Here is a 19,899-nt window from a genome sequence, read left to right as displayed (position 1 = left end):
GTTCACCTCCTGGGATTCAGGGACCGAGTTCCGTGTGGATGCCGCCGATCTCCCCGATGACCTTCGTCCTGACGTGGTGCTCCAGGTCGAGGATCTCGGCGGACGGCCAATGCAGGTAGTAGGCCACGTACACGACCTCCTTCCAGAGGCGGTCGGCCGTGTACGTCAAGATCCCCCCGGCGCATCACCGGCCACGTCGACGGCGAAGTCGTGCCGGCACTGGGGACAGGTCACGTCGACCTCGGTGTGCCCGCTCTGGTTGATCCGGCGGTACAGGTCCTGGAGGAAAGCCAGATCCGAAGCGAACAGGCATTCCACCACCAGCGTGTCCACTGTGGCCAGTGAGCCGAGCCGGGTGACGGTGCGTTCGAGCAGGAGCACGGTCAGGTAGGCCGGATTCTGCCGGACCCGGGGGTCGGTCTGCGTCGAGATCTCGTCCCGCGCGGTCGCGAGCCGCATGACGCCTTCGCGGTGCAGGACACCGTGCTCGTCGACGAATCCGCGCGGCAGGCAGAAGGGATACTCGGTGCGCAGCCCCGCTTCGGCCCGCGAGAGATCGGGTGCGAGCGTCATCAGCGGTTCCCCGCACCGGTGATCGACGCGCAGGTGATCTTGCATTCGATCATCGCGACGTCCGAAGTTCCCGCCTTGACACTGGTGATGTTCACTTCGGAGATCCAGGCTTCTTCGAGATGGTAGGTCGCCTGGACGGTTCCGCCCGCGTCGAAGACGGTGAGCGTGCCGGGACACCGCGCGCTGTTGTCGCCGCTGCGAGCGAACGCGTGCCAGGCGAGGATGGCGTTGCTGCCCGCCTGGTCGAGGCCGCGCTTGACGGAGATCGTCGGCGGTTCGGTCTTGCCGAACTGCTTGGTGTGGTTCACCTTTCCGGTGGCGTCGCTGAAGATGTACTCCTGGGAAGCCACCTTCGAGGTGATGCCGCCGAGTTCCGAGAACGCCATCCGGCCGATGGGCGAGCCGGTGAACTCCACCACGAAGCTCGCCGCGCTGACCACCTGGGTCTGGCTGGTGAGACTGGACGTCATGAGCAGGACTCCTTTGCCACGAGGACTTTCAGAGCAGCAGGATGCTGTCGCACACGATCGTGACCCGCATCATCGAGACCGCCGAGGCGTCCGCCTGGGTCTGGTCGATTTCGAGCTTCTGGCACCAGGCGTTCTCCAGCAGGCAGGCGAGCACCGGCTCCCCCGACTTCGTGAGGATGTCGAACGACGCCGGCAGTTTCGCCAGCGGGTTGTTCACCCTGGCCAGCAGGTGCCAGCCGTAGAGCTGGGCGAAACCGAGGCTGTCCAGCGCGCGTTCCAAGGTGATCGACGGCGGTTTCGCCCGGCCGAACTGCTTCGTGTGCGTGTTCCCGAGCCTGCTGTTGTAGGAGTACTCCTGGAACTCCACTTCGGACTGCAGGCTGCCGAGCTTCGAGAACCCCAGTCCCGCCGCCCAGCCCTCGCACATGATCACGAACCGGGGAGCGCTCAGCACCGCGGGCGCCGGGATACCGCCGAAGGACGCGGCGGTCGTCATTCCTTCAGCTCCGCGCCTTCGGAGAACTGGGCGAGGCGGAAGACCACGAACTCGGCGGGTTTGACCGGCGCGACGCCGATGTCCACGGTGAGGATGCCCGCGTCACGGTTCTCCGGCGGGTTGTTCTCCTCGTCGCATTTGACGTAGAACGCCTCCTCCGGAGTCCGGCCGAACAGCGCGCCGCTGCGCCAGATCCGCCGCAGGAACATGCTGATGATCCGCTCGACCGAGTTCCAGAGGAAGTGGTCGTTGGGCTCGAACACCACCCAGCTCGTCCCGGTGAGGATGGACTTCTCGATGTAGTTGAACAGCCGCCGCACGTTCAGGTAACGCCATTCCGGATCGCTGGACAGCGTGCGCGCACCCCAGATCCGGATGCCCTGCCCGGGGAAGAACCGGATGCAGTTCACGCCGACCGGGTTCAGCCGGTCGTGCTCGCCGCGGGTGATCCCGCACTGCAGGTCGGTCACCCCGCGCAGTACCTCGTTCGCCGGTGCCTTGTGCACGCCGCGGGTGTCGTCGTTGCGGGCCCACACACCGGCCACGTGCCCGCTCGGCGGCAGGAACACCGGCTTGCCCGAGCGCGGATCGGCCACCTTGACCCACGGCCAGTACAGCGCGGCGTACTTCGAGTCGTACCCGGCGATTTCCTCTCGCCATCGCACGACCTGCTGCGGGCGCAGTCCGGGTGGCGGGTCGAGGATCGCGACCCGGTCGGCCATCAGCTCGCAGTGCGCGATCATGGCGAGCTGGACCGCCTTGACGCCGTCCATGTCGATCTGCCCGGACTCGTAGGCCGTCATGAGGTCCGGGACGCACAGCATGGTGATGTCGTCGATCGCCTCCAGTGTCCCGAATCCGGTCCGCTCCTCGGGATCACCGACGTAGTCCTGGACGGTCAGCGCGCCCGACGGCGCCTCGGCGATCGTCGTACGGGTGTTCTTCGCGGGCAAGGCCAGCGTGGCCCCCTTGGTCTCCTCGACGGCGACCAAAGTGGACTTCCGCAACGCGGTCGCCACGTTCGCCGCGCCGCGGCGGTTGGTCACGTTGTCGAAGACCTCCTCCTCGTCCCCGAACCGGACGACGAGTTTGAACGCGTCGTCGCCGCGTTCCGTCGCTTCCTGCACCTCGACGCTCAACTGCCTGCCTTGCTCCGGCGCCTTCAGCGCCCGGACGACGATCGGCTTGCCGGCGCCCTCGCTCGGCAGTTCGGTGCCGGTGGGGGCGGGCTGTTCCGCCGAGCCACCACCGACCCGGATGACGTAGGCGGCGCCACCGCCGTTCGCGAAGTAGGCGTAGACGGCGTGCGCCAGATACGCGCCTTCCGTGAACTGGCCGAAGTTCTGGGTGAACTGGGTCCAGTTGGTGACCAGGACCGGCTCGTCCACCGGTCCCGTCTCGGCGAAGCCGACGAACGCGGCGACAGCGGTGCCGACACCCTCGATCGGTTTCGAGCCGGATGACACCTCTTCGACGTAGACACCCGGTGACAGGTACGACGGCATGGCGCCTCCAAGAGAACGATGCGGGCTTCTCGATCACAGTGCTCGCCGGAACGGGGCCGCACCACGAGCCCGGGGGCACACCGGCTTGCCCGATCGGGTAGACCGTTCGGGCCGCTCCGATGCACCGGGATCGCTGCCGCCGGGACACCGGTTCTCCGCACACTGGCGCCATGTTCGATGAAGTCGACATAGCGCTGCGGTCGCTGTTGAGGGAGTCTTTGCCTCCCGAAGTCGTCGTGCGCTTCGACACGCCAGGCGAGAACTGGATCGCCGAGTGCTCCGGTACCGAAACGGTCGGCATCTTCCTGCACCGGGTGCGGGAAGACGTCGCGGCGGGTACGCCGATCGGCTGGTCGGACGAACGCGCGCCGGACGGTCGCGTCGTGCGGCGTACGCAGGAAGCACGGCGCTACGAGCTCTGCTATCTGGTCACCGCCTGGGCCGACGACATCGAACGGGAGCATCTGCTCCTCGGCGCCGTCCTTTCGGCCTGCACCCGGACCGCGCGGCTCTCCGCGGCCCACCTCACCGGAACGCTCTCGGCCGCGACCTCTCCGGTCACCGTTTCCGTTGCCAGACCGGGACTTTCGAGTGCGCCGGTGGACATCTGGGCGGCACTGGGCCTGGTCGCGCGCGGCTGCCTGGACCTGGTGGTCGTCGCCCCGCTGGCCCCGCCGGAGTCCGGCGAACCGGCACCGCCGCCGGACTCGGTCGATCTGGGCGCTCGCACGCTACGGCCACCTCGGCCGTCCACCGGTGGTATGCGGCGCTTGCCGGCCAAGATCACGGAAGGGGTGCGCGATGGGCAGGGCCGCGGCGAAAATGGGTGACCTCGTCACCGGGACCGACACGCATGTCGTCATGGTCCCTTCGGCGGGCGGGCCCGTGCCGACGCCGACCCAGCTGCCGTTCGCCGGGAAGATCACGCTCGGCTGCAGTACCGACGTGCTCATCGGCGGGCAGCCCGCGGCGGTCGTGGGCAGCGTCGCGATCAACACCCCGCCGCACGTGCCGACCGGCGGCACGTTCCAGCGGCCGCCGGACAACCGCGGCACGGTACTGGCGGGCAGCCCGCTCGTGCTGGTGAACGGGAAACCGCTGGCACGCGACGGGGATCAGGTTCTCGACTGCAACGATCCGGCGCCCGCCCCGACCGGGACCGTCGTCGCCGTCGGCACCGTACTGGCCGGCTGAAACCGATCGAATCCGAAACGAGGTGAGGCACGTGGAACCGATGGAAGCGGCGATTGTCTCGGTCGCGGGCAAACTCCGGGACGACCAGGTGACGCCCTGGTTCGAGGCGGTGAGCTCCGCGCACCAGGAGTCCGAAGAGGACTGGACACGGTTCAAGCAGCTCCTGACGGCGCAGGTGTCCGAGCGTTCCCTGCCCCCGGAAGCACTGGAGACGTTCGTGGAGCACATGGACACCAAGGTCTCCGATCAACGGAGCGTGCTGTCCGAAATGGACGCCAGGAAGGACGAGCTGCCACGGCTCTACGAAGGTCTCCTCGCGAAGGCCCGCGAGAGCCGGCAGGATTCACCACCGCCGTGGGACGGCGCGACCGCCCCGCGCTGGTACGCACACCTCACCCAGGTGCTCGGCAACGGCTGGCCCGGCTGGTCGGGCAAGGAAGAGGAATGGGATCGCTTCAAGGCCTTCTTCCTCGGATACGCCGATCAGGCCGGTGTCCGCCCCCAGGCGCAGCTGCTGCTGGACGACGTCGAGCGTGCGCCGGACAAGATCGGGGGCTTCGCCGGGTACGGCATCGCCATCGCGACGCACGAGCAACTCGTCGCGCGGACGAAGGCGCCGGATCTCTGGTCGCAGTACGAGCCCAAGGCCTGGTACGCCACCCTGACGAAGGGCTGGGGCGGCTGGTCCGGCCGGGAAGCCGACTGGGCGAAGTTCAAGCGGTATTTCCTGAAGTTCGCCCAGGACCGGGGAGTCGGGGAAGGGGCAGGGAAGTTCCTCGACCTCGTCGAAGCCGGTGAGGACAAGAGAGCCGCGTTCGCCGAGCACGGCATCACGCTGCCGGACGAGCAGCCCGCGGAGCCCGGTGGCGAGATCGCCGAAAAGGTCGCCGAACGCGACAAGCGGGTGGAAGCGGAACTGGCCGAGCTCGTCGAGGCTTCCGAGGAACAGATGCGGCAGGCGGCCGAAGAACTCGAGAAGAACGACGCGTTCTTCGAAAAGGTCGTCGCCGAAATCATGGAAAAGGCGGACTTTTCGGAATTCGAAGGCCTGACCAGTGACGAGATCCAGGAAATCTGGGAGGAGGCGCTCCTCGCCAGAATCCAGGAATTCGCCGGCCAGGCATCGGCGGAAGAGCTGAGGGGCCTGACCGCGAACGAGGCCGTGTCCGGGAAGGTCAAGGCGATTCTCCCCGAACAGCACTGATCATTCGTGAACCAGGAGGAAGACCATGACGACGAGCACGCCGCCTGCCTCGAAGAAGGACGCCAAAGCCGCCGCCTCCGTGAAGCAGGCTCTCCGGGATCTGGATCTCGACTACGGGAAGACGCTCACCCTGTCGATCTGGGGCCTGAGCCGGGTCGGCGTCGGCCACGTCGGAGTCCGGGTCAAACACCACTCCGATGCCAAGAAGGCCAGGGAAACCGCCGCCAAGGACTATGGGGAGTTCGGCACCCTGCGCGAGGACAACCCGGAAATGGTCCGGCTGCGCAAGGAGATCGCACTCATGGCCGTCGACGCGGGCGCGGCACAGGGGGTCGTCCACGCACTCCACCAGAAGACCTTCCCGCTGCAGAAGATCACTCTCTATCGGAAGTGTTCCAAGGTCACCCTCAGCAACGCCGAGAACCTGCTCGCCTTCACCCTCAAGCGGAGCAATCACGTGAAGGAGATCTACGGCGAGTCCCACAAGTACGCCGCGCGCGACGCGTCGGCGGCCGTCGGCAAGGACGTCTATTGCGATGTCGTCGAACTGCACACGCGGATGCGCAAGTGCATCGACGACATCGTCCTGAATCTCGCCGTCTGCCGTCAGCTGGTCGTCAAGGAGATGAGCCTCCAGCGGTACGCGGCGGTGGCCGAGAACGACGAGTTCCGTGTCGGCGGGAAGAAGTTCACCGGAGACGAGGTCACCAGCGCGATCAAGCTGACCAAGGAGATCTTCAAGGGCGCCAACACCGGTGCCGGCGTCGCCGCCTCGGTGGTGCCGGAGGAAGGCACCTCGCAGGCCCTGAGCGCAGCCAACCTGGTCGGCGGGGTGATGATCAGCGAGTTCGGCGCCATCGCGGAATCGCTCGACCGCAAACGCCGGGCCAAGCAGATCATGAAGGATCCGCAGTACAAGCAGCAGGCGGACGAGTTCCTCGCGAAGCATCCCCTGGCGATCCTCGACTACATCATCAAGCGCAACGAGGACGACCTCGAGCGGGCCCTGTGCCGGGCCGAACCCGCGGCGGCGGCGTTCCTCTCGGTCGCGAGCTACGGACTGGACCTCACCGGTGTCGGCGGGGTGGTCGCGAAATGCGTCTTCCCGTTCGTGTTCCCCACCGTGAAGACCCTCGTGACGGAGTTCTTCTCCGGGGTGCACAAGGAGGCACGCAAGGCCGAGGAGGCGTCGGGCCGGAAGGATCTGGCCGCCTTCAAGGCGACCATGATCGCCGAATGGGCGGCGCTGAACGACGGTCGAGCAGTCGACAGGCTCATCGAAAAGGCTCGCACCAGGGTGAAGGCGAAAGCCGAACTGAGTGACGAACTGCAGGACGAGGTCGCCCTGCTCATCGCGGACTTCGATCAGATCAAGGACGTGAAGACCCGCGAAAAGATGCTGAAGAAGCACGCGGCCGCCCTCTCCGGCCTCGGTCTGAAGGCCGCGGCGGCGTCGGTCGAAAAGGCCAACGAACTCGGCGGCTACCTGACTCCGCAGTGGCTCATCGACGGCGTGATCGCGAAAAGTCTCAGGCCGGTGGTGGTGAAGGTGCTGGGCTACGTCGATCCGGCGCACGACCCCGGACTGATCTCCAATGTCGAGATGATGAAACTGCAGGACGGGGTGGCCGAGATGGCGGCCGTCGAACTCAAGTACGCGCGGGCCTGACCCGGCCCGGCGAGTACCCCGGGTGGCCCAACCTGCTGGTCCATTCGTCCCATGGCGGGCAGAATGCCTGAGTCTGCGGAGAAAGCGGGGGCGAAGTGAGGGAACGCGGCGCCATCACCCCGTTCACCGGTGGTTTCGTCGGGCGTGCCGCCGAACTCGCGCTCCTGGCCGATGTCACGGGGAAGGTCCGGATCGGCACTCACCATCTCGTCCGTTTGGAGGGTCTCGCGGGGATCGGCAAGACGGCGCTCGCCCGCCGGTTCTTGGCGGGCGTGCCGGACTTCCGGTTGTTGCGCGCGGTCGGCGACCCCGCGGAAGCCGGCAGCGAGTTCGGTGTCGTCGACCAGCTCGCGCTGTGCCTGCCCGCGGGCGCCGGCGAGTCGTTGCCGCTGCTGTCCGGACGGCGTCCGGCGGGAGTGGACCCGCTCGCGGTCGGCAAGCAGTTGCACGCCGCGCTGTCCGGGCTGCTGGACCGCAGCCCGGTCGCGCTGTTGCTGGACGGGCTCGACTGGGCCGACCCGCCGTCGCTGACCGCCCTCGGATTCGTGCTGCGGCGCAGCTGGGCCGATCAGCTGCTCGTGGTCGCCCTCAGCCGTACCGCCGCGGACGGCACCCGGGCGGGCGACCCGCTCGGTGAGGGGCCGGCGGCGGTACGGGTGGAACTGACCGGGCTGGCCACCGACGAGGTGGCCACCCTCGCGAGCACGATCCTCGGGCAGGCCATCCCTGGCAAGGTCGTCGAGCGGTTGTGTGCGTACACCGGAGGGCACCCCGCGCACCTGCGCACCCTCTTCAAGGAGGTCGAGCCGGAGGCTCTGGCCACCGGGGAACTGTTCCGGACGGCATCGAGTTCGGCGGTCGTCGCGGCGCGGAGGACTCTCGCCGGCCTGCCCGCCGAGACCAGGGAACTGCTGGCCGCGCTCGCCGTGCTCGGCGTCCGGTCTCCGCTGGCGAGGGTGGCGCAGGTGGCCGCGATCGAGCACGCGGAAGAGGCGCTGCAGCCGGCGCTCGAAGCGGGTCTGGTGACGTGGTGGCCGCGCGAGGTGTCGAGTCCGGTCGAGCTGACCCATGACGTGCAGCGGGAAGCCGTCTATCTCTCGCTGACACCGACCCGGCGGAGCAGGCTGCACCTGCGGGCGGCCGAGGCCGTGGACAGGGCGAGTTCGTGGCGGCACCGGGTCGCGGCGGTGACCATGACCGACGGCGACCTCGCGCGGGAGCTGGAGAAGGCCGCCCAGGAGGAGGCCGACCGCGGTGAGCACGGACCCGCCGCCACCTATCTCGGCTGGGCCGCCGACATCTCGCCGTCCGGGCCGGACGCCGAACGTCTGCTGCTCACGTCGGTCATCCATCAGCTGCTCAGCGAGGAACGGTGGCGTGCCTCGGGGGCGCAGGCCCGGATCGCCCGCTGCGCCCGGTCCGCCCTGCGTTCCCTGTGCGAAGGTCTCGTCTCCCTGTTCGGCTCGGGCGAACGGGTGCGGGCCGAACGGGAACTGACGGCCGCCTTGCGCCAGGCCGAGGCGGAGAACGCGCCCCGCTGGGTGCGCGCGTCGGCCGCGGCGGGTTTGGCGGGCGCGCTGACCTGGCGCGGCGAGTCCGATTCGGTGATCGAGCACGGGCGGCTCGCGTTGTCGCTCGGTGAGGTGCCGACCGGCCTCGCGGACTTCACCAAGGTGCTGCTCGCGGTGGCCAGGGGCCGACGCGACGGGCTTGAGAGCGGCCTCGACGAGCTCGGGCATCTGTCCCCCGAACCGGCCGAAGTCCCGACCCCCCACCTGGATTCACTCGCCTGCCGCGGCGCGCTGCGCACCGTGCTCGGCAGGCTCGACGAGGCCAAACGAGACCTGCACGAGGTGCGGCGCCGTCATCGGAGCGGTGCGCATTTCCTCAGTGGAACCTGCCCCTACTCGTATCTGACGGCGGCGCACTACCAGTCGGGAGACTGGGACGCGGCCGCGCTCACCGTCGCGCAGGTCGTGTCCGTCTCCCAGGCGGAAGAGCAGCCCACGAACCAGGCTCTCTGCAGTTTCGCCGCGTCCCTGGTCCCCGCGGGACGCGGCGACTGGGCGACGGCCGCCCGGCACGTCCGTCGCGCGGAAGAGGCCGCCGCGCGGACCGGCGCGCTCCAAGACCTGCGGTACGCCGGAATCGCGGGAGCCGTTCTCGGACAGGCGAAAGACGATCCGGCCGCGATACTTTCCGCGCTCCAAGCCATCCCGGGCCTGACCGAGGCGACGGGGGCACACGAATGGTGGAGTCTCTGGTGGCGCCCGCTCCTGGTGGAAGCCCTCCTGGGCACCGGCAGGATCGCCGAAGCGCGAGCGCAGCTCAAGGTGTTCGCGGCGAAGGCGAGCGGCGTCGGTTCCTGGGAAAGCACCGTGATCCGCCTGACGGCGTCGTTCTTGGCCGCCCGTGGTGACCACGCCGCCGCCCTCCACTGCGTGGAAAACCGTTACCCCACCCCGGCCGCGCTCGGCGTCTCTCTCGCCGATGGCCTGCTGCTCCATGAGCACGCTCGCCGCCTCCTCGGTACGGCGAGACCCGTCCCCGGCGCACAGTGGCTTCGTGCGGCCAAAATCCGCTTCGCCACCTTGGGCGCGGTCCCGTTCGAACGGCGGGCCGACGCGGACCTGACCGAGTCGCAGGTCGACGTCTCCCTCGATCCGACCGCGCTGGCCGGGCTGACCGACCGCGAAAGCGAGGTGGCCCGTCTCGTCGGCAAACACCTGACCAACCGGGAGATCGCCGCGGAGATCTTCGTGACGGTGAAGACCGTCGAATTCCACCTGGGGAACATCTACGCGAAATTCGGGCTCGGTTCACGAAAAGAACTGCGGGATCTCCTCACCGGGGGCCGCCACGCGCTCTCCGGACTGCCCGTCGACTCGAGATGAGCCTGCCTGCGACAAGACTGCGACAGTCCCGGGACCGGCGGCCGACATCGCCGCAGCACAGTCGGGATCATGACGAACATCGACCAGGCCCCGGTGGTTCGCGCGGACGCCGGACGCGGGACGCACGTCCCCGCGCTGGACGGGTTGCGAGGGATCGCGATCCTCGGCGTCCTGCTGTTCCACACCGATCTCCTGCCCGGCGGTTTCCTCGGGGTGGACCTGTTCTTCACCTTGTCCGGCTACCTCATCACCGACCTGATCCTGCGTGAGGCCGAGGCGACCGGGACGGTGTCACTGACCGCTTTCTGGGGCCGCAGGATCCGGCGGCTGCTTCCCGCCCTGGCGGCCATGCTCGCCGTGGTCACCGTCGTGGTGTGGCTCGCGGCGTCACCGGACGTGGTGCGGACGACGCTCGGGGACGGCCCCTGGGTGCAGCTGAACCTGGTCAACTGGCACCTGATCGCGGAGTCGTCCGGGTATTGGGACCGCTTCGGCTCGGCCCGGGTCTTCGAGCATCTGTGGAGCATCGCGGTCGAGGAGCAGTTCTATCTGGTGTGGCCGGCGCTGCTGTTGATCTCGACCCTGGCCGGACGACGGCTACTGCACCGGCGGGTCGCCGTGATCACGCTCGCGGCCTCGGTGGTCTCTCTGGTGCTGATGATCACGCTGCTGACGCCGTCCGATCCGACCCGGGTCTACACCGGCACCGACACCCGGGCGTTCTCCCTGCTGCTGGGCGCGATGGTCGCCACCGGTCCGGTGCGCGACGTCCTGGCCCGCTCGACTGCCCGGACAGCGGGAGTGGTGCCGGCGTTCTTGGCCGCCGGAATCGGTGTGCTGTGGTGGTTCGCCGACGGTGTGGGCTCACCGTGGCTGTTCACCGGTGGGCTCTTCGCGCACTCGCTGGCCGCCGCGGTGCTGATCGGGTTGTGTGTCCGGACGCCGGGAACGGTGGCCGCCAAGCTCCTTGCCTGGCGGCCACTGCGCTGGATGGGGCTGATCTCCTACAGCCTCTATCTGTGGCACTGGCCCGTTTTCGTGCTGGTGTCCGAGCAGTGGACCGGGATCGGCCGATGGCCCCGGACCGTGCTGGTCTGCGTCCTGTCGATCGGCTTGGCCGCGTTGTCGAAGTACGCGGTCGAAGACCCCATCCGGTTCCGCGCGAAGTGGGCACGCGGCCGCGGCGGGGTGCTCGCGTTCGCGGCGGTCATGGTCGCCCTTGCCTTGCTGTGGCTTGCCCTTCCCGCCCCCGAACCGCCCGGCATCGACATCACCCGGCTCGGAAGCGCCCGCTGATCACGTGTTCAGCGGGCAGGTCCGCTGAACATCCGATTCCGGGGTGGGCTGGGTGAAACCGATCCGTACCTTGGTGGCCTTCGATCCGCCGCTCTGCACGTGGACGCCGAGCGCCGTGCACACGATCTGGTCGATACCCAGTGGTGTGACCTCACGGTCGGTCAGCGGCACCAGAAGCTGGATGAGGCCGGGTTCGGTGGTCACCACGACCTGGGTGACCGGCGTCGACGCGATGTCGGTGTCCAGCTCCGAGCCGCCGGGACCGGTGAGCAGCAGTGATACCGCTTCGGCGATCGTGCCGAGTCGCCTGGTTTCCCTCAGCTGTGGCTGGAGCCGACGGTGCACGTCGACGAAGTACAGCGTCACCCCGGGCGCGACGCCGGTCGGGGCGTCACCGTCGGCGGCGGGTCCCGACGGTGCGACTCCGCAACCCGCCAGTAGCAGGGTCAGTGCGACAAGCCGGATGCGTTTCACCGGTCCTCCAGGTTCCGTGGCAGCCGCAGCTCGAACCGCGCGCCACCGTCGACGGTGTTGTCCGCGGTGAGGTCGCCGCCGTGCAGGCGCGCGTTCTCGCGCGCGATCGCCAGTCCGAGCCCGCTGCCCGGCGTTCGCGTGCGCGCGGTGTCCGCCTTGTAGAAGCGGTCGAACACCTTCGGCAGCACGTGTTCCGGCAAGCCGGGGCCGTGATCGGTCACCTCGACGCGGACCTGGTCCGGCAGCACCGAGATCCGCACGCGCACCGGTGGCGCGCCGTACCGCAGCGCGTTGCCGACCAGGTTGGCCACGACGACGTCCAGGCGGCGACGGTCCAGCCGCAGCGAAATCTCCTCCGGCACCAGCAGCTCGACCTGCTCCAGCCAGCCCCGGGAACGGAGGCATTCCCGCACGGCGGCCGCGACGTCCGTCTCCTCCCACCGCATCTGTGCGGTGCCCGCGTCGAAACGGGACACTTCCATCAGATCCTCGACCAGCCGGACCAGCCGGTGGGTCTCGGTGATCGCGAGCTGCGCCGATTCCCGGGCGTCCGGCTCCATCGTGTCCGCCGTGGCCGCCATCACCTCCACCACCGCGGTCAGCGTGCTCAGCGGGGTGCGCAGTTCGTGGGAGACGTCCGCGGCGAACCGTTTGGCGTCGGCCTGCATGCGCTGCAACGACTCGGCCATCTCGTTGACGGTGACGGTCAAGTCGGCCAGCTCGTCGGCACCCTGCGGTGGTGTGCGAGCGTCGAGATCACCCGCCGCGAGCCGGCGCGCGGTGTCACGGAGCTTCCGCACCGGCCGCAGGACACTGCCCGCCGCGAGCAGCGCCAGGAGCACCGCCAGAGGCAACGCCATCGCGGCGGTGATCGCCGCGGAGCGGGTGAGGTGATCGATCTGCTCCTCGACTCCGGTGAGATCGTGCGCCGAGTACACCTCGATACCGGACGGGGCACGGGCGCCGTCCGGGGCGGTGAGCATGACCGGCGTGCCGATCAGCAACCACGGGGTCTCGCCCGCGATGAGCCTCTGCGTGACCAGCCGTTTCTCGCCGCGCACGGCCGCTCGCAGCGAGCCCGTGCCGAGGTCGGCCCCGTCCTCGGAGCGCAGATCCCCGTAGGTGACCAGCGTGTTCGCGCCGAGGGCCGCGCGCAGCCGGTCGAGCGAGTCCTGAGTCGGCGGGTAGGTCAGCTGGGGCGCGACCGCGGCGATCTGGCCGGTGAGGGTGCCGGCGAGCCGCTGCTGGGTGGTCGCGACCAGCGCGGCGCTCGCCGACCGGGCGCTCGACCAGGCGGCCGCGGCGGCCGCGAGCACGGCGACCAGGACGAAAGCGACCAGCAGGCGGGCGCGAAGTCCCCGCGGCAGGAGCCGACCGGCATTCATACCGGCCCGAACCGGTAGCCGAACCCTCGGACGGTCTGCACGTACACCGGACTCGCCTGGTCGTCCTCGACCTTCGCCCGCAGCCGCTGCACACAGTTGTCGACCAGCCTGGAATCACCGAGGTAGTCGTGCTCCCACACCTCTTCCAGCAACTGGCTGCGGCTGAACACCCGGCCGGGCGACCGGGACAACGTCAACAGCAGCCGCATTTCCGTCGGCGTCAGCGAAACCGGCTCACCGCGCACGGCCACCGCGAGCGCGGCGGTGTCGATCCGCAGGTCGCGATGCACCCGCACACCCTCGGCCGGAGCGGCTCCACGGCGGAGTACCGCACGAATCCGCGCGTCCAGCACGGAGGGCCGCGCCGGTTTGATCACATAGTCGTCCGCGCCCGCCGCCAGGCCGCCGACGACATCGAAGTCGTCACCCCGCGCGGTCAGCATGATCACCGGCACCTCGCCCGCCGCCCGGATCCGGCGGCACACCTCGAAACCGTCGATCCCCGGCAACATCAGGTCGAGCACGACCAGGTCCGGCGCGGACACGTGGAACTGCTCCAGCCCGTCCTCACCGGTCTCCGCGGTCCGCACATCGTGTCCGTGTCTGGACAACGCCAGCTGAAGGCCGCGCCTGACCAGCGGATCGTCCTCGATGAGCAATATCGCCACCACGTGTCCATTATGGACTCCTCCGGGCCGTCTCATCGGTCAAGCGATCTTCTGCGACACAACCGGGACACGATCGCGGAACGCCCGGGACGCGGCGACGGCACGGTCGAAGACATGACCAAGAACCGAAAAATCATGCTCGGCCTGGCCGGTTTGGTCCTGGCGACCTCGGCCTGCTCGACCCAGGCCGCCCCAGGTCCGACCCCAGCGGCCAGTTCGGAACAGGCCAAGGTGCTCTTCCTCGGCGACTCCATCGCCGTCGGCGAGGCATTGCCGCTGTCCGCCGCGTTCAAAGCCGGTGGAGCCGGTTTCACCTCCATAGCCGCGGAGGGCGGCGGGAACGTCGTCGGCCCCTTCTCCGAGGAAAACTGGAAGAAACTGCCGGAACAGATCACCTCCGCCAAGCCCACCGTGGTCGTCTACCAGATAGCCAGCTACGACTGGGGAACCCAGCAGGAGCAGCAGACCGCCTACGAGAAACTGCTGAGCACCACGACGGGCGCCGGCGCGAAACTGGTCTTCGTCACCATGCCCCCGCTGAAGCCGGACGACTTCTACAAGCCGCACATGGCAGACCTCGATCGCACCCCGGACGTCGCCCGCGCGGTGGCGGCCGGATCCGGCGGCAAGGCCGTCGTGCTCGACGCCACCGAAGTGTGGGGCAGCGCCTACGAGCAGACGAAAGACGGCAAAGCGGATCGCAGCGCCGACGGCATCCATACCTGTCCTCAAGGAGCCGCGCGCTTCACCAGCTGGCTGCTCACCGGTTTGGCTGCGGTGATCCCGGGCTTCGCTCCCCCGGCGGCGGAAAGCTGGGCCAATACGGGCTGGTCGGCCGACAAGCACTTCCAAGGCTGCTGACGAACAACATCGCGCAGGTCACCGTGTGCGGTGGCCCCGGGCTGGGCGATGACGGCGGGAGACTGTGTACATGCCGAACGACGAGCTGCGGGCACAACCTCGATGGCGGAGAACGGGCGACACGTACTTCCCGTACGCGGCCAGTGTCGAGAGCCTGGAGGACTCCTTCGATGGACGTGTCACCGGTGAGGGAGGGCGCCTTCGTTGTCGCTCGGTGCTCAACGCGACGCTTCGGGCGTCAGCGGGTTTTTGAGCGCTTTCCCGAGCGAGGCCAGCGCTGGTCCCGCGGCGGCCAGCTTGTCTCGTTCGTCCGGAGAAAGGTTCTCCAGCGCGACGGCGAGCAGCTCGGCCCAGGAGCTCTCGATCCGTGCCATGCCGTGCTGTGCGTTCATCGTCGGAAGCAGTCGTACCGACCTTCGGTCGTCCGGGTCGGGCTCGCGTTCCACAAGCTCGCGGGCGACCAGGTTCCGCACCACGACGCTGGCGTTGCTGGTCTGCAATCCAAGCTCACGCGCCATCGTGCTCAGGGGAGTGCCCGGGGTGTCCATCACGTAGCGCAGCACTTCCAGCTCGGATGGCGGGAGCTGATACAGCCCCGCCTCGGCGACTCCTCGCAGCCGTAGTGCACGGGACAACCCGTACAGGCCGGGTACCAGGCCTCTCGCCTGCTTGAGTCGCGCGGCGTTGTCATCGGTCACGGCACCAGTGTACCGTTAGTTATGCTTATATAAGTATAACTAACTGGGAGAGTTCGGATGCCCTCTGTCAAACCCGCCGGCACGCTCATCGCGGTGTTGGCCTTGTTGTCCTTCGTGCTGCCCATGGCCACCGACCTGTACCTGTCGGCGTTCCCGCGGATGGCCGAGGAACTCGGCACCGATGCCTCCGGTGTACAGCTCACACTCACCGCGTTCTTGATCGGACTGGCGGCCGGGCAACTCGTCCTCGGCCCGCTGTCCGACCGGTACGGACGCCGGGGCCTCTTGCTCGCCGGAACCGCCATGTGCGCGGCGAGCACGGCCCTTTGCGCTCTCGCTCCGACGCTGGAGTGGTTGGTGGCACTGCGTTTCGTCACCGGTTTCGCCGGCGCGGCCGGGGTGGTGCTCGGTCGCGCCGTTATCTCCGACATCGCCACCGGCAGCGCCGCGGCACGCCTGTTCGGCATCCTGATGGCCCTCGGCGGTATCGCGCCGATCGTCGCGCCACTGGCAGGCGGAGCGGTTTTCGAGGAATTCGGCTGGCGTGCCGTCTTCTGGCTGCTGGCCACGGTCGTGATGTCGATGTTCGCCGCGGCGTTCTTCCTGGTCCCGGAAACCCTGCCGCGAGAACGACGCCACGCCAAGGGATTCGCGACTACGCTGCGCGCGGCGGCCGGAGTGCTGGGCAACCGGGTCTACCTCGGTCACACCCTGGTCTTCGTCTTCGCGTCCGGAGCGCTGTTCTCCTACATCTCCGCATCGCCCTTCCTTTATCAGAAGATGCTCGGCATGAGTGTCCAGGACTACTCCGTCGTCTTCGCCGCGGGAGCGCTGATTGCCACCCTTTCCAGTGGTGCCAGTGCCAAACTGGTCAACCGCGTCCATCCGTCGGTGCTACTGCGGATCGGATTGGTGGCCATGTCCGGCTCCACGGCCGCGTCCTTGCTGATCGCGACCATCGGGAAATTGGCCCCGGTCAGCGCGTTGTCGCTGCTGGCGATCACCGGTGCCGGCCTCGGTCTGGTATTCGGCAACGCGACCGCACTGGCGATCGAAGCGGTCCCCGAATCCGCCGGAACCGCGTCGGCATTGCTGGGAACACTCCAAAGTGGACTCGGCGCGCTCGCCGCACCCCTGGTCGGACTCGGCGGCCAGCACACCGCGATTCCCCTCTACCTGGCTATGACAGTGTGCTCGGTCGCGGCCCTGCTGTGCGGGTCGGTCCTGGCGAGAGAGAAGGCGAAGCGACCACAATCCGTGAGATTCAAGCCCGCCTCCTGAAATGGCACTCGCTCGAACGTCGCAGGTCGGCGATCCACCCGGTCCGGGGCGACGCCGGGCGAGTGTTCCGAACGCGACGGTGATCAGGTAGGCCTCGTTGTCGTCGGTCATCACCTAGGCGGAGGCGGCTATCGCAGCGGCACGAACACCCGCGCATGCCGCGATGCGGTCGATGCGCAGACCGGGCGCGAGGTCATGCCGATGAGCGGCTACGACCTTGCACTGAGAACCACCCTGGTGGCCTACACCTCGCCGAGCGGTGCGGCTGGTGCAGAAGGACGCGTCGGCTGGATCATCCGGTGCCGGGTGTTCTGCTCTGTTCGAGTGGTTGTGATTTCCGGCCCTGGGGGTGCTGATCACCGGACGCTAGCGTCGGTCGGGCCGGCGGTGGACCGCCGCCTGGGGAGAGCCTTCGGGCTTCGAGGGGAGTTTTTCCGATTATGCAAAGAACATTGCCTCGGCCTTTGCAGAGGATTCGACTCGTGGTCGCGCTCACCGCGGCCGGACTGCTCGCCACCACGGGCACCGCGCTCGCCGACACCGGCGCCGACCGCAAGGTCGTGCAGGAGGCGCTGGACCAGTTCACCACGAGCGGCGCGGCGCTCGGCGCGCAGGTCAGGGTGACCGACGGCCATCAGCGCTTCACCGCGCGCTCCGGCAAGGCGGAGCTGGGTTCGAATCGCCCGGTGCCGGAGAACGGCCGGTTCCGCGTCGGCAGCATCACCAAGACGTTCGTGTCGACGGTCCTGCTGCAGCTTTCGGGCGAAGGCAAGGTCGCCCTGGACGCGCCGGTCGTCCGCTACCTGCCCGGCCTGATCGACAACCGCGTCACGGTGCGCCAGGTCCTCCAGCACACCAGCGGCCTCTACAACTACACCGACGCGTTGCCGCTCGACCCGGCCGAGTTCGAGAAGATCCGCTACAAGCACTGGACGCCCCGGGAACTGCTCAAGATCTCCACCGACAAGCCGCTCGACTTCGACCCCGGCACCCGGTGGAACTACTCCAACACCAACTACGTGGTCGCGGGACTGCTGGTGGAGAAGCTGACCGGCAGGCCGTACGCGAAGGCGGTCGAGCAGCGGATCCTCAAGCCCTTGCGCCTCGACGACACCGAGGTTCCCGGCGACAACGTCGACATCAGGGGCCCGCATGCCCACGGCTACGTGACCGTGGCGGGCAAGCCGAACGACGTCACCCGCATCAACCCGTCGGTCGCCTGGGCCGCGGGCGAGGTGATCTCCACGACCCGCGACCTGGACACGTTCGGGGTGGCGCTGGCGAGCGGCAAGCTGCTCAGGCCCGCGCAACAGCAGGAGATCAGCAAGACGACCGCGGTCAGCCCCCAGTACGGCCTGGGCCTGCAGGTGGAGACCTTGCCGTGCGGCACCAAGGTGTGGGGCCACGGCGGCGGCATCCCCGGCTACTCCTCGCAACTGCTGACCACGCCGGACACCGCGAAGCGACTGGAGCTCTCGGTCACGAGCGCGCCGACCGCGGGCGACCCCGGCGACGCGTTCGGCAAGCTGCTCACCGAAGTCTTCTGCTGACGTCTTCCGGGCCGGCGGCGGGCGCGCCATACGTGGCGTTCCCGTCCCGGCCGTCGCGCCACGCAGGCCGGGTGAGAAGCGAGCGCGCCCTTCCCGGTCGCGAAGCGGGATACCGATCGTGCGGAAACCCGCGGCCAGTTCCTGGTCAGTCATCCGTCGCTGTGGTTCGCCCGCCGCGACTTCGCCGAGAAACACCGCGACGAGCTCACCGAGATCGTCCGGTCGCTGCAAGAGTCCGACGCCTGGATCACGCCCCCCCCGGGCGGTCGATCCGCGGTCCTGCCGTGGCTCAACGATCTGCTGACTCCGCAAGCGGTCGAGTAGCCCTCTCGTCGAGGAACGGGGTGAGGAGCCGAAGCAGTTCCGCGGGCCGGTCCAGCGGAATGATGTGGCCGCAATCCTCGACGAGGTGACCGGTGAGGTCGTCGGCGACGGGACGCAGCTGCCGTTCCAGCGCGCGGCCGACCGGATGGGCGCCGATCGCCATCGTGGGCATGGTGAGCCTGCCCGCCGCCACGGCCTCGCCGATCTGGCGGGCCGTGGCCGGCATGGCGCGGTAATAGGAGAAAGCACAGCGCAGGGCGTCCTGTCCGGTGTAGGCGTCGACGAAGGCGTCGCGGATCTCGGACGGCACCCCGCGACCGAGGGTGCCCGCGGCGAGAAACCAGTCGAGGTACTCCGCCTCGTGTCCGAGCAGGACCGTTTCGGCGAGGCCGGGCACGGCGTGGAATCCAAACCACCACGGCATGCCTGCGTCGAGGAAGTCCTCGGCGCCGGGCAGTGACCCCAGCAGTGACTCCATCAGCACGAGCCGCCGCACCCGCTCCGGCCGCCGCATGGCGAGCAGGAAGGCGGCCGGGGTGCCGGCGTCGATGGCGACCACGGCCGCGGCTGGTTCGTCGAGGGCGTCGAGGATGCCTTCGGCGTCAGCGGCCAGCGTGCCCGCGTCGTAGCCCTCCGCGGCGCGGGTGCCGGCGCCGAGTCCGCGCAGGTCCGGGGCGATGACCCGGTGTTGCTCGGCCAGTGGCCCGATGATCTCGGTCCAGAGCCGCCAGGTGTGCGGAAACCCGTGCAGCAGCAGAACCGCGGGTCCGGAACCGGCGGTGGCCACGGTGGTCTGGATGCCGTTGACGGTGATCTGTCGCAGTGTGCCGGGCACGGTGCCTCCGCGGTGGTTACCATTGGTTACCAGAAAACCGTAGGTAACTTCCGCGGTGCCGCCAAGACGGCACTTTCCCCTCAGGTGGTGAGCTCCAGGTGACCCCCAAGAAAGGCGATCTGTTCGACCCCGAGTGCCCGACCCGGCGGCTTTTGGACCGCATCGGCACGAAATGGACGTCGATGGCGGTCAAGGTCCTCGCGGAGGCGGCCCCGAACGAGGTGCGTTTCGCCGAGTTGCGGCGCCGGATTCCCGGTGTCTCCCAGAAAATGCTGTCGGTGACCCTGCACAGCCTGGTCCGCGACGGCCTGGTCGCCCGCCGCGTGGAGCCCACCGTGCCACCGCGCGTGCACTACCGGCTCACCGACCTGGGCTTGTCCCTCGAAGTCCCGTTGGCGGCGCTCCGGACCTGGGCCGAGGAGAACATGGCCGGGATCGACCGGGCCAACGCGCTCAGCGATGCCCACGCCGCTGCCGAAGGGTGAGAAGCCGGGCTCCCGGGGACGGTGGGCCACACCGTCC

The 19,899-nt window shown here is 68.7% G+C and carries 20 protein-coding genes; 10 read left to right on the top strand and 10 right to left on the bottom strand.

Features of this window, described 5'->3' with window-relative positions; translation table 11 throughout:
* Positions 1–16 precede the first annotated feature (16 nt).
* From BKN51_RS43485 to BKN51_RS08940, 5 genes are read right to left on the bottom strand one after another with little or no spacing between them, the layout of a single operon-like run.
* Positions 17–169, bottom strand: coding sequence for a DUF6760 family protein (locus BKN51_RS43485; protein ID WP_168214295.1), 153 nt, complete (start codon positions 167–169; stop codon positions 17–19).
* Positions 166–573, bottom strand: a complete 408-nt coding sequence (locus BKN51_RS08955) for a hypothetical protein (RefSeq protein ID WP_101607204.1) — start codon at positions 571–573, stop codon at positions 166–168. The genes BKN51_RS43485 and BKN51_RS08955 overlap by 4 nt, the downstream gene beginning before the upstream one ends.
* Positions 573–1,043, bottom strand: coding sequence for a phage tail protein (locus BKN51_RS08950; protein ID WP_101607203.1), 471 nt, complete (start codon positions 1,041–1,043; stop codon positions 573–575). Before BKN51_RS08950 ends, BKN51_RS08955 begins: the two co-directional genes overlap by 1 nt.
* A 28-nt stretch (positions 1,044–1,071) precedes the next feature.
* The gene (locus BKN51_RS08945; RefSeq protein WP_101607202.1) at positions 1,072–1,539 is read right to left on the bottom strand and encodes a phage tail protein; all 468 of its coding nucleotides are present in this window, start codon (positions 1,537–1,539) and stop codon (positions 1,072–1,074) included.
* On the bottom strand, positions 1,536–3,044 hold the full coding sequence (locus tag BKN51_RS08940) for a phage tail sheath family protein (protein WP_101607201.1): 1,509 nt from the start codon (positions 3,042–3,044) through the stop codon (positions 1,536–1,538). Before BKN51_RS08940 ends, BKN51_RS08945 begins: the two co-directional genes overlap by 4 nt.
* 170 nt (positions 3,045–3,214) lie before the next feature.
* Here BKN51_RS08940 and BKN51_RS08935 point away from each other — a divergent pair, with 170 nt between their 5' ends.
* The 6 genes from BKN51_RS08935 to BKN51_RS08910 all read left to right on the top strand — a co-directional run bounded on the left by BKN51_RS08935 (position 3,215) and on the right by BKN51_RS08910 (position 11,301).
* The gene (locus BKN51_RS08935; protein ID WP_158255817.1) at positions 3,215–3,874 is read left to right on the top strand and encodes a DUF4255 domain-containing protein; all 660 of its coding nucleotides are present in this window, start codon (positions 3,215–3,217) and stop codon (positions 3,872–3,874) included.
* Positions 3,846–4,238: a PAAR domain-containing protein gene (locus BKN51_RS08930; protein WP_101607199.1), complete on the top strand. Its 393-nt coding sequence runs from the start codon at positions 3,846–3,848 to the stop codon at positions 4,236–4,238. Before BKN51_RS08935 ends, BKN51_RS08930 begins: the two co-directional genes overlap by 29 nt.
* 31 nt (positions 4,239–4,269) lie before the next feature.
* On the top strand, positions 4,270–5,442 hold the full coding sequence (locus tag BKN51_RS08925) for a hypothetical protein (protein WP_101607198.1): 1,173 nt from the start codon (positions 4,270–4,272) through the stop codon (positions 5,440–5,442).
* 25 nt (positions 5,443–5,467) lie between these two features.
* Positions 5,468–7,111 (top strand): hypothetical protein, encoded by a 1,644-nt coding sequence (locus BKN51_RS08920; RefSeq protein WP_101607196.1) that lies wholly within the window; start codon positions 5,468–5,470, stop codon positions 7,109–7,111.
* Positions 7,112–7,206: 95 nt separating this feature from the next.
* Positions 7,207–10,005: a helix-turn-helix transcriptional regulator gene (locus BKN51_RS08915; RefSeq protein WP_101607195.1), complete on the top strand. Its 2,799-nt coding sequence runs from the start codon at positions 7,207–7,209 to the stop codon at positions 10,003–10,005.
* 69 nt (positions 10,006–10,074) lie between these two features.
* Entirely contained in the window at positions 10,075–11,301 is a 1,227-nt protein-coding gene (locus tag BKN51_RS08910) for an acyltransferase family protein (RefSeq protein ID WP_101607193.1), read from the top strand.
* On the opposite strand, the gene BKN51_RS08905 is transcribed toward BKN51_RS08910, so the two are convergent.
* Genes BKN51_RS08905 through BKN51_RS08895 form a run of 3 tightly spaced genes read right to left on the bottom strand, consistent with a single transcriptional unit; the run spans position 11,302 to position 13,831 of the window.
* Positions 11,302–11,775: a hypothetical protein gene (locus BKN51_RS08905; RefSeq protein ID WP_101607187.1), complete on the bottom strand. Its 474-nt coding sequence runs from the start codon at positions 11,773–11,775 to the stop codon at positions 11,302–11,304.
* Positions 11,772–13,160 carry a sensor histidine kinase gene (locus tag BKN51_RS08900; protein WP_101607186.1) on the bottom strand — a complete coding sequence of 463 codons (1,389 nt, stop codon included), beginning with the start codon at positions 13,158–13,160 and terminating at the stop codon, positions 11,772–11,774. Before BKN51_RS08900 ends, BKN51_RS08905 begins: the two co-directional genes overlap by 4 nt.
* A complete protein-coding gene (locus BKN51_RS08895) occupies positions 13,157–13,831 on the bottom strand; it encodes a response regulator transcription factor (RefSeq protein WP_101607184.1) in 675 nt (224 codons plus the stop codon). The genes BKN51_RS08900 and BKN51_RS08895 overlap by 4 nt, the downstream gene beginning before the upstream one ends.
* Before the next feature lie 111 nt (positions 13,832–13,942).
* Between BKN51_RS08895 and BKN51_RS08890 the strand changes: the two genes are divergently transcribed.
* On the top strand, positions 13,943–14,689 hold the full coding sequence (locus BKN51_RS08890; RefSeq protein ID WP_174720404.1) for an SGNH/GDSL hydrolase family protein: 747 nt from the start codon (positions 13,943–13,945) through the stop codon (positions 14,687–14,689).
* Between the two features lie 218 nt (positions 14,690–14,907).
* Here the strand turns inward: BKN51_RS08890 and BKN51_RS08885 are convergent, their stop codons facing one another.
* Positions 14,908–15,387 carry a MarR family winged helix-turn-helix transcriptional regulator gene (locus tag BKN51_RS08885; RefSeq protein WP_101607180.1) on the bottom strand — a complete coding sequence of 160 codons (480 nt, stop codon included), beginning with the start codon at positions 15,385–15,387 and terminating at the stop codon, positions 14,908–14,910.
* Positions 15,388–15,444: 57 nt separating this feature from the next.
* Between BKN51_RS08885 and BKN51_RS08880 the strand changes: the two genes are divergently transcribed.
* Entirely contained in the window at positions 15,445–16,668 is a 1,224-nt protein-coding gene (locus tag BKN51_RS08880) for a multidrug effflux MFS transporter (RefSeq protein WP_101607177.1), read from the top strand.
* A gap of 440 nt (positions 16,669–17,108) precedes the next feature.
* Complete coding sequence (locus BKN51_RS08875) at positions 17,109–18,218, top strand: serine hydrolase domain-containing protein (RefSeq protein ID WP_101607175.1); 1,110 nt, start codon at positions 17,109–17,111, stop codon at positions 18,216–18,218.
* A 289-nt stretch (positions 18,219–18,507) separates the two neighbouring features.
* Here the strand turns inward: BKN51_RS08875 and BKN51_RS08860 are convergent, their stop codons facing one another.
* Positions 18,508–19,377: an alpha/beta fold hydrolase gene (locus BKN51_RS08860; RefSeq protein ID WP_101607173.1), complete on the bottom strand. Its 870-nt coding sequence runs from the start codon at positions 19,375–19,377 to the stop codon at positions 18,508–18,510.
* Positions 19,378–19,475: 98 nt separating this feature from the next.
* Between BKN51_RS08860 and BKN51_RS08855 the strand changes: the two genes are divergently transcribed.
* The gene (locus BKN51_RS08855; RefSeq protein ID WP_101607172.1) at positions 19,476–19,862 is read left to right on the top strand and encodes a winged helix-turn-helix transcriptional regulator; all 387 of its coding nucleotides are present in this window, start codon (positions 19,476–19,478) and stop codon (positions 19,860–19,862) included.
* Positions 19,863–19,899: the final 37 nt, after the last annotated feature.

It is taken from the genome of Amycolatopsis sp. BJA-103, assembly GCF_002849735.1.
Lineage (GTDB): Bacteria > Actinomycetota > Actinomycetes > Mycobacteriales > Pseudonocardiaceae > Amycolatopsis.
This window is presented reverse-complemented; position numbering and strand designations above follow the sequence as displayed.

What these genes read in the sequence shown, in the direction of transcription:
- BKN51_RS08955 (WP_101607204.1), bottom strand. Translation starts at nt 573, where the DNA reads ATGACGCTCGCACCCGATCTCTCGCGGGCCGAAGCGGGGCTGCGCACC.
- BKN51_RS08950 (WP_101607203.1), bottom strand. Translation starts at nt 1,043, where the DNA reads ATGACGTCCAGTCTCACCAGCCAGACCCAGGTGGTCAGCGCGGCGAGC.
- BKN51_RS08945 (WP_101607202.1), bottom strand. Translation starts at nt 1,539, where the DNA reads ATGACGACCGCCGCGTCCTTCGGCGGTATCCCGGCGCCCGCGGTGCTG.
- BKN51_RS08940 (WP_101607201.1), bottom strand. Translation starts at nt 3,044, where the DNA reads ATGCCGTCGTACCTGTCACCGGGTGTCTACGTCGAAGAGGTGTCATCC.
- BKN51_RS08935 (WP_158255817.1), top strand. Translation starts at nt 3,215, where the DNA reads ATGTTCGATGAAGTCGACATAGCGCTGCGGTCGCTGTTGAGGGAGTCT.
- BKN51_RS08930 (WP_101607199.1), top strand. Translation starts at nt 3,846, where the DNA reads ATGGGCAGGGCCGCGGCGAAAATGGGTGACCTCGTCACCGGGACCGAC.
- BKN51_RS08920 (WP_101607196.1), top strand. Translation starts at nt 5,468, where the DNA reads ATGACGACGAGCACGCCGCCTGCCTCGAAGAAGGACGCCAAAGCCGCC.
- BKN51_RS08910 (WP_101607193.1), top strand. Translation starts at nt 10,075, where the DNA reads ATGACGAACATCGACCAGGCCCCGGTGGTTCGCGCGGACGCCGGACGC.
- BKN51_RS08900 (WP_101607186.1), bottom strand. Translation starts at nt 13,160, where the DNA reads ATGAATGCCGGTCGGCTCCTGCCGCGGGGACTTCGCGCCCGCCTGCTG.
- BKN51_RS08890 (WP_174720404.1), top strand. Translation starts at nt 13,943, where the DNA reads ATGACCAAGAACCGAAAAATCATGCTCGGCCTGGCCGGTTTGGTCCTG.
- BKN51_RS08880 (WP_101607177.1), top strand. Translation starts at nt 15,445, where the DNA reads ATGCCCTCTGTCAAACCCGCCGGCACGCTCATCGCGGTGTTGGCCTTG.
- BKN51_RS08875 (WP_101607175.1), top strand. Translation starts at nt 17,109, where the DNA reads ATGCAAAGAACATTGCCTCGGCCTTTGCAGAGGATTCGACTCGTGGTC.